Annotated in this window: 6 protein-coding genes; 5 read left to right on the top strand and 1 reads right to left on the bottom strand. The window is 59.5% G+C overall.

Features of this window, described 5'->3' with window-relative positions:
* The first annotated feature begins 374 nt into the window (after positions 1 to 374).
* Both BUA36_RS23050 and BUA36_RS23045 read left to right on the top strand, forming a co-directional pair.
* Positions 375 to 3122, top strand: coding sequence for a TonB-dependent receptor (locus BUA36_RS23050; RefSeq protein WP_084560304.1), 2748 nt, complete (start codon positions 375 to 377; stop codon positions 3120 to 3122).
* 67 nt (positions 3123 to 3189) lie between these two features.
* The gene (locus tag BUA36_RS23045; protein WP_084560303.1) at positions 3190 to 5730 is read left to right on the top strand and encodes a S9 family peptidase; all 2541 of its coding nucleotides are present in this window, start codon (positions 3190 to 3192) and stop codon (positions 5728 to 5730) included.
* 13 nt (positions 5731 to 5743) lie between these two features.
* Here BUA36_RS23045 and BUA36_RS23040 read toward each other — a convergent pair whose 3' ends face one another.
* Entirely contained in the window at positions 5744 to 7576 is a 1833-nt protein-coding gene (locus BUA36_RS23040; protein WP_072787833.1) for a M2 family metallopeptidase, read from the bottom strand.
* A 208-nt stretch (positions 7577 to 7784) separates the two neighbouring features.
* On the opposite strand from BUA36_RS23040, the gene BUA36_RS23035 reads away from it, so the two are divergent.
* The 3 genes from BUA36_RS23035 (at position 7785) to secD (ending at position 12136) form a co-directional block, all read left to right on the top strand.
* A complete protein-coding gene (locus BUA36_RS23035; protein WP_139260672.1) occupies positions 7785 to 8288 on the top strand; it encodes an Imm44 family immunity protein in 504 nt (167 codons plus the stop codon).
* 46 nt (positions 8289 to 8334) lie between these two features.
* A complete protein-coding gene (locus tag BUA36_RS23030) occupies positions 8335 to 9969 on the top strand; it encodes an ATP-binding domain-containing protein (RefSeq protein ID WP_072787831.1) in 1635 nt (544 codons plus the stop codon).
* A 298-nt stretch (positions 9970 to 10267) separates the two neighbouring features.
* A complete protein-coding gene (gene secD, locus BUA36_RS23025) occupies positions 10268 to 12136 on the top strand; it encodes a protein translocase subunit SecD (RefSeq protein WP_072787830.1) in 1869 nt (622 codons plus the stop codon).
* Positions 12137 to 12145: the final 9 nt, after the last annotated feature.

Raw genomic sequence — 12145 nt, 5'->3', positions numbered from 1 at the left:
AGTACAGTGGTTTCGTCATTTTCCTCCAAAATGGCTTTTGAGATCAAAAGTGGTGCGCTGGCGCGGTCTGGAAGGCAGGCTTCTGCTGGCGTTTGCTTTCAAAAACACCGTCTTTTTTCGTTCAAGGTGTAGTTCTACTACAAGTTGCTGATGCTGGTCTTGTAGCCGAAATACAACGAGATATCGTATCTCATAGGGGAAGCCGCGTGGCTAGAGGCTTGTAATCCGTAGTGGTACGGAAGTTTGATTGACACCGAATCTAGTTTTAGTACAAAATTCTTTCTAGAACGTCTTTAGAACGTTGTAATTCCTTGGATCCCGTGTAGTTGTCATGTTTGCGGGACTTAAATTTGTGTCATGAGAGGGGACATTAAATGAACATCTTCGCAAGTAAGCGCAGCCACACTGCGTTCCCATTAAAGCCGGTCGCCGCTGGTTGCGCCCTGCTGGCCGCAGCCATCGCCGCGCCGGTGCACGCGCAAACCGCGACCGCGCCTGCTGCGGATGACACCAAAGTCATGTCCGTGACCGTGGCCGGTATCCGCCGCGGTATCGAAGACGCTATCTCGGTGAAAAAAGACGCGACCTCCATCGTTGAGGCGATTTCGGCAGAAGACATCGGCAAGCTGCCGGACGTATCGATCGCAGAATCGATCTCGCGCCTGCCAGGTCTGGCCGCCCAGCGCGTTGCCGGCCGTGCGCAAGTGATCTCGATTCGTGGTCTGTCGCCAGATTTCTCCACCACCCTGCTGAACGGCCGTGAGCAAGTCTCCACCGGCGACAACCGCAGCGTGGAATTCGACCAGTACCCATCGGAACTGATGGGCGGCGTCACCGTCTACAAAACCCCGGACGCCGGTCTGGTCGGTCAGGGCCTGTCGGGCACCATCGACATGCAAACCGTGCGCCCTCTGAACTTCAGCGGCCGCACCGTGGCCCTGAATGCGCGCGGCGAAAAGAACTCGCTGGGCAAGATTGGTAACGCCAAAGACACCGGCAACCGCTTCAGCGCCAGCTATATCGACCAGTTCGCCAACCGCACCATCGGTATCGCGCTGGGTTTCGCCCACCTGGAAACGCCAGTGCTGGACAACGAAACCGGCCTGTACGAGCCATGGAAACGTGATGGCCGCGCCGGTCTGCCAGACGGCACCTTCGCTTCCGACGGTATCAAGGCCGTGGCCAAGAGCGGCCGCAACGAGCGTGATGGCCTGATGGGCGTGCTGCAATACCGTCCAAACAAGCAGTGGACCAGCATCGTTGACGTCTATGCTTCGCGCTTCAAGAACGAAGAAACCTCCAACCAGCTCGAAATCAACCTGAGCGGCTGGAATGGCGGCAACAAGCCTGACCCGGTCTACAACCCGGTCGTGGTCAACGGTGGCACCATCGCCAGCGGTACCGCCAACAATATCTATCCGCTGGTACGCGGCATGTACAACAAACGCCAGGATGACATCCGCGCTGCCGGCTGGAGCAATGAATTCAAGCTCAATGGCTGGTCGCTGTTTGCTGACCTGAACTACTCAAAAGCCAAGCGCGACGAGCTGAGCCTGGAAAACAATCTGCAGATGAGCAACGCCGCCGGCGCGCCATTCCTGGATTCGGTCAAGCTCGGTTACGGCGACGGTGGTTTCTCGCAGATGACCCCGGGCCTGGACTACAACAACCGCAACAACCTGTACGTCACCAACACCATCTACGGTTCCGGCTACGGCAAAACCCCAAGCGTGGAAGACGAGCTGAAAGGCTTCAAGCTGGTTGCCAACATCCAGTCGTTCGGCGCACTGGAAAAAGTGTTCTCGAGCTTCGACATCGGCGCCAACTACAGCGACCGTACCAAGAACAAGCATCAGCCTGAAGGCAATATCAATCTGAAGGGTGCGCCAACCACCATTTCGTCCGACCTGTTCTATCAGTCGGCTGACCTGGGCTTTGCCGGCGCCGGTTCCATTCCAACCTGGAATGTGCCAGCCGTGGTTGACAAGTACATGACCTTCGCGCCGACCGACACCCAAGGCTACCTGATCGCCAAGACCTGGGAAGTCAGCGAAAAAGTCACCACCGCATTTGCCAAAGCGAATATCGAAGCAGAACTGGGCAATGACATCAGCCTGCGCGGTAACGTTGGCGTGCAGGTGCAGCGTACCGACCAGTCGTCGGCTTCGCGCTGGTATGACAACACCACTGGTGCCATCAAGCCTATCAACGACGGCAAGAAATACACCGACGTACTGCCTAGCATGAACCTGGCCTTCGGCCTGGACAACCAGCAAACCGTGCGCGTAGCGCTGGCCAAGCAACTGGCCCGTCCACGTGTCGACCAGCTGCGTTCGGCGCTGGACTTCGGCATCGACACCACCAAGCGTGAACCAGGCGCCAGCGGCGGTAACGCACGCCTGGATCCATGGCGCGCCAAAGCCTTCGACCTCTCGTACGAGAAATACTTCGACAAGAAGGCTTACTTTGCTGCGGCAGTGTTCTTCAAGAAGCTGGACACCTACATCTTCACGCAGACCAAGTCGTATGACTTCAGCGCCTACATTCCACCAGGCGCCATTGGTGACGGCCCAGGCTACCCGCTGCACACCGCCATCGGTAATTACACCGCTGCCTACAACGGCAACGGCGGCAACCTGAAAGGCGCCGAGCTGTCGGCTTCCCTGCCACTGAACATGGTGAGCAAGGCACTGGATGGTTTTGGTCTGAGCGCCAGCACCACCTACACCGACAGCAAGATCACGATTGAAGATCCAAGCGGCAGCATCGGCCAGCACATTCCGCTGCCAGGCCTGTCGAAGCACGTCACCAACCTGACTGCTTACTACGAGAAGAACGGCTTCGAAACCCGTATCAGCCAGCGTCGCCGCTCGGACTTCGTGGGTGAGATCGGCAACTTCTCCAACGACCGTGCGCTGCGCTATGTGGTCGGTGAAAACATCATCGACTTCCAGGTCGGCTACACCTTCAACACGGGCGCTATGAAGGGTGTGGGCCTGCTGCTGCAAGTGAACAACCTGCGCAACGCTGCTTACGAAACCTACAACGGCGACCGTTCGCAGCAGCTGGAATACCAGAAGTACGGCCGTACCGTGCTGGCAGGCGTGAACTACAAGTTCTAAGCATTTTCGCTTAAGATAGAGCGGCGTCCTTCGGGACGCCGTTTTTTTTTAACACTGGAGAATGTCCATGCAGGGAAAATACCTGTTGTGCGGCCTCGTGAGCGCTACGCTCGCAGCTGGCATGACGTCCACCGCGCTTGCCGCCCCAGCGGCCGCAACCCCCGCCACCGCAGCCGCCGCCAGCGTCTATAATCAGCCGCCGAAGGAAATCCTCGATGTGATGCGCGCGCCGCCGCCGCCATCGCCATCCCTCAGCCCGACCCGCGACAAGCTGATGCTGGTCACCATGCAGGACTATCCGTCGATCGCCAAAGTCGCCACGCCTTTCCTGCGGCTGGCCGGCGTGCGTATCGAACCGGGTAACCATAGCCAGCACGACACGCCGGGCGGCTACGGCATTCCGCCATGCGTAAGCGCGATTGACCTGGTGCAGGTTGCCGACGGCAAGCAAACCGCGATCAAGCTGCCCGCCGATGCCTGCCCGCGCCGTCCGGTGTGGAGCGCCGATGGCCAGCGCTTTGTGTTTGAAAACGTCACCACCGACGCGGTGGAGCTGTGGGTCGGCGATGCCAAAACCGGCGCGATCCGCCGTCTGCCAGGCGTACGCCTGAACCAGATGTTTGGCGACCAGATGCAATGGATGCCGGACCAGAAAACCCTGCTGGTCAAGCTGGTACCAGTGCAGAAAGCGCCGCCGGTCGCACCACCAGGCTCGGACGGTCCGGGCATCCAGGAATCGCTGGGCGAGACTGGCCAGAGCAGCACCTATGAAAACCGTGACACGCTGCGCAACCGTCACGACGAAGAACTGTTCAACTACTACGGCACCTCGCAGCTGGCGCTGGTGGATGTGGTCAGCGGCAAGATCACGCCGGTCGGCAAGCCCGGCCTGTACGAAGAACTGAGTGTGGCGCCGGATGGCCGCCATGCGGTGGTGACGGAAATCCGTCCGCCATATTCGTATGTGACGACCTTCGACCGCTTCCCGAAACAGATCGACCTGTGGGACCTGAACGCCAAGGGCGGCAAACCGGTGGTGCGCGAAATCGCCGCGCTGCCGCTGGCCGACCGCGTGCCGAACCGCGGCGTGCCAGTTGGTCCGCGCAGCTTCACCTGGCGCCCGACCGAAGCGGCAACGCTGGTGTGGGCCGAGGCGCTGGATGGCGGCGATCCGAAAGTGCAGGCCAAGGAACGCGACAAGCTGATGATGCTGAAGGCGCCGTTCAATGCCGCGCCGGTCGAGATCACCCGCACCGAGCAGCGCTATGCCGGCCTGTCGTGGAGCGAGCAGCCGGGCGTGGCCCTGCTGAGCGACTATGACGTCAACCGTAAATGGCGCCGCACCTGGCAGGTCAATATCGATGATGCCAGCAATTCGCGCAAGCTGGTCTGGGATATGTCGGTCGATGAGAAATACGCCAATCCCGGCTCGCCGGTACAACGCCGGCTGGCGAATGGCTTCCCGGTGATCCGCGTGGATGGCGATACCATCTTCCTGTCTGGCGTCGGTTCTTCGCCGGAAGGTGATCGCCCGTTCCTCGACAAGTTCAACCTGCAGACCAAACAGACCGAACGCCTGTTCCGCAGCAGTAAAACCTCGTATGAACAGTTCATCGGCTTTGCCGGTAACAATCCGGGCCGTCTGCTGACCTGGTACCAATCGTCCGAGGAAACCCCGAACGCCTTCGTGCGAACGCTGGGTGCTGCTACCAACGCCGAAGCGGGCGAGGCAAACTACGCTTCGTCGAGCGTGGCGCTGACCCATCTGGTTGATCCGATGCCGCAAGTGCGCGAGATCAAGAAGCGCCTGGTGAAATACAAGCGCGCCGATGGCCTGGAGCTGTCGTTCACGCTGTACACGCCGCCGGGCTACAAGGAAGGCACGCGTTTGCCGACCATTCTGAACGCCTACCCGCTGGACTACGCGGATGCGTCCAAGGCCGGCCAGACCACCGGTTCACAAGCGACGTTCACGCGTCTGCGCCAGTATCGCCTGCTGCTGCTGTCGGGCTACGCGATTATCGACAGCGCCGCATTCCCTATCGTGGGCGATCCGCGCAAGGCGTATGACACCTACACCGAACAGCTGGTGGCGAACGCCCAAGCGGCGGTGGATGAAGCGGTGCGTCTGGGCGTGACCGATCCGAACCGCGTTGGCGTGACGGGTCACAGCCACGGCGCGCTGATGACCGCCAATCTGCTGGCGCATTCGACGCTGTTCCGTGCCGGTGCGGCCACCAGCGGCTCGTACAACAAGTCGCTGACGCCATTCGGTTTCCAGAACGAGCGCCGCTCGGTATGGGAAGCGCCGGAGGTGTACACCAAGGCATCGACCTTCTTCTATGCCGACAAGCTGAAGACGCCGCTGCTGATCGTGCACGGCGGGGATGACGCCAATCCGGGCACCACGCCGCTGCAATCGACCAAGCTGTATGAGGCGATCCGCGGTAACGGTGGTGTGACGCGTCTGGTGATGCTGCCGCACGAGCCGCACTGGTACGCAGCGCGTGAGTCGAACGAACAGCTGGTGTATGAGATGCTGCGCTGGTTTGACAAGTACGTGAAAAACGCACCGGCCGCTGCGGCGACCGATGCGTCGGCGAAGTAAGTTTAACTAAGGCTTACTTCGTTTCGGCGGCAGCGAAAGCTGCGTTCTGCTGGTCCAGCCAGGTCTTCAGCGGAGCAAAGTACTCGAGCAGCGCGTTGCCGTCGATCTTCTCTTCACCCGAGATAGCCTTCAGCGCTTCTGGCCATGGCTTGCTTGCACCCATGGCCAGCATTTGCTGCAGCTTGGCGCCGGCTTTGGCGTTGCCATACACTGAGCAGCGGTTCAGCGGACCGGTGTAGCCGGCTTCGCGGCACAGCGCGCGGTGGAACTGGAACTGCAGCATGTCGGCCAGGAAGTAGCGTGCGTATGGCACGTCGGCCGCCACATGGTACTTGGCGCCCGCATCAAAGCCGGTCGCGTCATCGCCAGGCGCCGGGCGCTTCATGCCCATGTATTGTTCGCGCAGCTGCCACCAGCTCTTGTCGAAATCGGCCGGCTTGGTCTTGCCCGAATAGACGTCCCAACGCCATTTATCGACCGAGTAGGCGAACGGTAGTATCGCCACCTTGCTCAACGCACGCTCCAGCAGTTGCGGGATGTCGGCCGTGACGTCCGGTTCCTGATCCATCAGACCGATTTTCTTCAGATAGCCTGGCGTGATCGACAGCGCGATGGTGTCGCCGATGGCTTCGTGAAAGCCGTCGTTGGCGCCGTTACGGAACAGGAACGGCTGTTTGGTGTAGCCGAGGAAGTAGTAGATGTGGCCCAGTTCGTGATGGATCACGGTGAAGTCTTCGGCGGTCGGCGTAATGCACATCTTGATGCGTACATCATCCTTCTCGTCGAGCGGCCAGGCGGAAGCATGGCACACCACATCGCGGTCGCGCGGCTTGGTCAGCAGCGAGCGTTCCCAGAACGATTGCGGCAGCTTCTGCATGCCCAGCGAGGTGTAGAAGCCTTCCGCATATTTGGTCATCTGCGTGGCGTCGGTCTTGCGCTGTTCCAGCACCTTGGTCAGGTCATAGCTGCTGGCGCCGGTGGCCGGCTTCAGGATCGGATACAGATTGTTCCAGCTCTGGCTCCACATATTGCCGAACAGGTGGGACGGGATAGGGCCGGTCAGCGGCACCACGTCCGGGCCGTAAGTGGCGCGCAGCTTGTAGCGGGTGTAGGTGTGCAGCGAGTCGTACAGCGGCTTGACCTGCTGCCACAGGCGTTCCATCTCGGCGGCGAAAGCTTCCGGCGGCATGTCGTACTGCGAGCGCCACATGGCGCCGGTGTCCGGGAAGCCCATCTGCTTGGCACCCTTGTTGGACAGCGCGATGTAATCAACGTACTTGGATTTGTAGGCAGGTGCTTGTGCGTGCCAGCCCAGCCACATCTCTTTGAGCTTGGCTTCATCGCGGCTGTTGGCCAGGACCTTTTCCATTTCGCCCAGCGGCATGCAGTCGCCGGTGGTGCCGTCCGGTTTTTTAGGGCAGTACTTGGCTTTGCCGTAGGCGCCGTTCAGGGCCGCCTGCAGCGCGGCGTATTGTTCGCGTTCTTTCGGGTCGGCGAAGACCAGCGTCTGCTGGAGCAGCATCATCTTGCGCGCGGATTCCGGCGACAGCTTCAGGCCATTGAAACGGCGCGCGCCAATGGCGGCTTCACCGGAGGCGGTCAGGAAGCGTTCGGCGAAGAAGGAGGCGATGCCTTCGGTATCGTCGGTGATAAAGTTCGAGCCGACCCATGCAGCGCGGGCCTGTTCGTTGTTCAGCTTATTGAGTCTGGTTTCGGTGTCGGCGAGGAAGCGTTCGGCTTCTGCGACAGTCGGTTTGCTTGCGGGCGCAGCCAGCGCGGTAGCGCCGGCGGCTGTCATGGCGGTGGCGGCCAACAGCGTGCTGATAATTTTTGATGTCACTTGCATCTCCCTGGGTGATCTTGTCTTGGTCACCGGACCGGCTGGTCCGATGGCGGCTAATCATACACTTACTCGCAGAGAACTTTGCACTGAGTAAAAGGACGATGACGGCGGATTGTTTTGTGAATGCGGGCAAAGTGAGGTGACAATCCACGCATTTTTCATTTGAGCAAGATGATATGCTGCGTGCCCATATTAGCAACAGTGTTCTGGCATGAAATTTCGAATTCAAACAACGTATGGCGGTGAAGTTATCTGGGCTGGGCAGTCTGCGGAAAGCCGCACTGTTTACTATGGCGGCCCGCCGCAGACAGGTTTGTGGCGGTTGAGCATTCCAGCGATGGAGGACTATATCGCGGCCAGGCTGGCTGGCCTGGATTTTGGGACTTCAATCGAAGAGTTTATTTTAGGCTTTGAACTTGCTGAACTCGAGGGATGGGGTGTCTGGTTTCATAAGACCAAGGAGTATATGAGCTATCGTCCCAAGATGAAGGCGTTTGTCTCTGTTGGTCAGGTGGAGTGGACGGAAGTAAAGGAACTGCCTGCGGAGCAGCAGTTCAAGTTCTTTAGTGATGCGCTGATTGCTGCAGTCAACCGCATCGCTACCGCGAAAAGAAAGCCCAAGGATTTTGATTACGCTGCCTTGTCGCGTGTTCTGCAATATATTCTTAATGAGTGTGATATCTCACTCGTTTGTGAGAACGAGGCTGACGACTAAAATCATCTTACAATGGGTTTTTGATTAGCGGAGCGTTGATTACTTCATGGCCCATCTTCACCCCACCGGCTGGCAAGAGATGTCGGCTACCGGCGCTGCGGCGCGCGAGATCGAGACGCTCAATTATCTGAAGTCTGTGCTGGCCGATGCGCCTTACCGGATTTATCACGGCGTCCATTGGACCAATGTGGAGAAGGGCTTCTCGGCCTTCGATGAAATCGACTTCATCATCGTCGCGCCCAATGGCCGGGTGCTGCTGATTGAGCAGAAGTCGGGCTTTCTCAGCGAGACGCCGGATGGACTGGTCAAGAACTACGAGGGCAAACCGCGCAAGGTCGCCAACCACATCATGCGCTCGATCAAGGGGCTGACCGAGCGGTTTGGCGGCCAGATGTCGATTGACTACCTGCTGTACTGCCCAGACTACATCGTGCGCGACCCGCAGCTGGCGGGCATCGATCCCCGCCACATCATCGATGCCAACCGCAAGCACCGCCTGGCGGAAGTAATCCGCGAAACGCTGCCGGTCACCAGCCCTGAACCCAGCGAGCAGTTCGACAAGGTGACGCGCTTCCTCGGCAATATGCTGAGCTTGCGCCCCGATCCCAGTTCGATGATAGGCAATGCGGCCGAGATGGTGACGCGACTGGCCGGTGGCCTGGCGACGTGGGCGCGGCGGCTGGAATTTTCGCCGTTCCGCCTGCACGTGATCGGCACGGCCGGCAGCGGTAAGACGCAGCTGGCGCTGGCGGAATATACGGCGGCAATCGAGGCGGGCTTGTGTCCGCTATACGTGTGCTACAACCGGCCGCTGGCGGATCACATCGAACGCCTGATGCCGCCCGGTGGGCGGGTGGCGAGCTTTCACATGCTGAGCGATGCGTTCGCGCGCGAACAGGGCGAGACGCCCAACTACGCCGCGCCGGACGTGTGGGAAAAGATCGAAACGCAGATGGCGGTGTCACCGCTGCCGGCCAGTTGGCAATACGATGTGCTGATTGTCGATGAGGGACAGGATTTCTCGCCGGTCTGGCGCGATATCCTGCTGCGCATGCTGAGGGAGGATGGCCGCGCGATCTGGCTGGAGGACCCGAACCAGAATTTGTACGGCAAGGCCGGCGTGCCGCTGCCAGGCTGGGTGACGCTGCACTCCGACACCAACTATCGCAGCCCGCGTCAGATCGTCCAGATACTGGCGTCCATCGGCGCCACGCAGACGCCGGTGGAAGCGGGCAGTCCGTTCAAGGGCGCAGAGATCGAGGAACTGGTCTATCCGCAAGGCGACACGGAAGCGATGCTGGCGCAAACGCGGCGTGCGGTGACGCTATGCCTGGGCGCGGGCTTTACGCGTGACGATATCGCCATCGCCTCGTTCCGTGGGCGTGAAAAATCGGTGATCCTGCATCTCGATCAACTGAGCGATGTGCATACACTCAAATCGTTCACGGGCGAGTACGACTTGTTCGGCAATCCGCAGTACCGCGATGGCGGCCTGCTGGCGGAGTCGGTCTATCGCTTCAAAGGCCAATCGGCGCCGGCGATCATCTTCACCGAGATCGATTTTGCCGAGATGGACCAGCTGGTGCTGCGCAAGCTGTTTGTAGGGATGACCCGGGCCAAGTTGAAACTGGTGCTGGTGCTGAGTGACCGCGCGGAGCAGCAGTTGCTTGACCGGCTTTGAGCTGCACCTGATTGATGGACGCGGCTATAAATGCCCTGAAATATTGGTTGCCTTTGCAGGCCACGACCTGGCCTGAAGGACGACGTTCGCCTTGCGACCGGCTTGGCAAAGTTGTGCTTGGTTTGAACATCACTGCCCCTATTGGCCAGAATGGCCGTTCCCCTCCTGAATTAACGCCCTGCCAGTCTACCGATGTCTCGCCCCGGAATTCATCAAGATAAAAATATTCTCTTGATAAGCTCTTGTTTGTCGAAAAAATAACATCAACTCGTGCGTATTCGAAAAGCGAGAGAGATCCATGAACCGATATCCAATCTGGAAGTACGTCCTGATTGCCGTCGCCATTTTGTTGGGCGCACTTTACGCCGCGCCGAATTACTTTGGTGAAGTGCCGTTGGTGCAAGTAACCAGCGGAAAATCCAGCGTCAAGATCAACACCGAGATGAGCCGCCAGGTTGCCGGCGTACTGGCGAAAGAGGGCATTGAATACAAGGAGCTCAGCTACGACACGTCCGGCGCCTATCCCTTCGTCAGCGCCAGCTTCGCTACCCCGGATATCCAGTTCCGCGCCAAATCTGCGTTGGATGCTGTCCTGAATGCGGACGCGAATGACCCCGCCTACGTGGTGGCCCTGAACCTGCAAGCCGACACGCCCAAGTGGCTGCGAACTCTACGCGCAATGCCGATGTATCTCGGCCTCGACTTGCGTGGCGGCGTACACTTTCTCATGCAGGTCGACACCCAAGCCATGCTCAACAAGCGCATACAGGGGATACAGGCAGCCACACGCGGCATCTTGCGCGACAAGGATGTGCGCCATGCCGGCATTGCGCGCGAAGGCGATGCGGTCAGCATCAAATTCCGCGACGACGCCACGCGACAGCGAGCGAAAGATGTGCTGGCCGGACAGCTCAGTGGACTGGTCTTTGCCGACACCGGTGACGGCAGCGATCTGGGTATCGCTATGCGCCTGAAGCCAGAAGCACAGAAACAGATCATTGCGGATGGCGTGCAGCAGAACATCAACACCTTGTCTAAACGAGTGAACCAGTTAGGTGTCGCTGAGCCGGTAATTCAGCAGCAAGGCGCCGACCGCATCGTAGTTCAACTACCAGGGATGCAGGACGTGGCGCGTGCCCGCTCGGTCATTGGCCGCACCGCCACTCTGGAAATTCGCATGGTTGATGACGCGATCCTGCCGGGTAGCGAAATGTCTGCCGCGATTCCGTTTAACGACGAACTGCTCACTGTCGGCAAGGACGCGCCAGTGGTGGTATCCAAGGACGTGGTACTGACTGGGGAGTACATCACAAGCGCCGTCGCGGCCTTTGACCAGAACCAGCATCCCGCCGTGAATGTGGACCTGAATAGCGAAGGCCGTCGCCGCATCAGCGAAGCTACCACCGGGAAAGTTGGCAAGCGCATGGCAATAGTGCTGTACGAAAGAACCGGAAAGCCAGAAGTGTTGTCGGTGCCGACGATTCAGCAGGAACTCAACGGCAGCGGCTTCAATATCACGGGCATGGGCACGTCCGGCAACGCTGCAGAGCTGGCGCTGCTGCTGCGTTCCGGTGCGCTGTCTGCGCCGATGGACGTGATCGAAGAACGCACCATCGGTCCTGCACTGGGCGCCGAGAACATCGCCAAGGGCATCCACTCGACCATGTATGGCTTTGCCGCGATTGCTGTCTTCATGATTGCCTACTACATGATCTTCGGCTTCTTCAGCGTGTTCGCGCTGGCGTGCAACCTGCTATTCCTGCTGGCTATCCTGTCGCAGATGCAGGTGACCCTGACCCTGCCGGGCATGGCCGCTATCGCGCTGGCGCTGGGTATGGCGATTGACTCCAACGTGCTGATTAACGAGCGTATCCGCGAAGAGCTGCGCGCGGGTGCGACGCCGCAGGCGGCGATTGCCGCCGGCTTCGAACGTGCCTGGGCCACCATCATCGACTCCAATGTCACCACGCTGATCGTCGGTGTGGCGCTGTGGGTGTTCGGTTCCGGTCCGATCCGCGGCTTCGCTGTGGTGCACACGCTGGGTATTCTGACCTCGATGTTCTCCGCCGTGTTTGTCTCGCGTGGTGTGGTCAACCTCTGGTACGGCCGCAAGAAGAAACTGCAATCGATGGCTATTGGTACCGTCTGGGTACCAGGCCAAAAATAATCAGGGGCA

It is taken from the genome of Duganella sacchari (assembly GCF_900143065.1).
GTDB classification, from domain to species: domain Bacteria; phylum Pseudomonadota; class Gammaproteobacteria; order Burkholderiales; family Burkholderiaceae_D; genus Rugamonas; species Rugamonas sacchari.
Note: the sequence above shows the minus strand (reverse complement) of the source record. Positions and strands in the feature narration are given on the sequence as shown.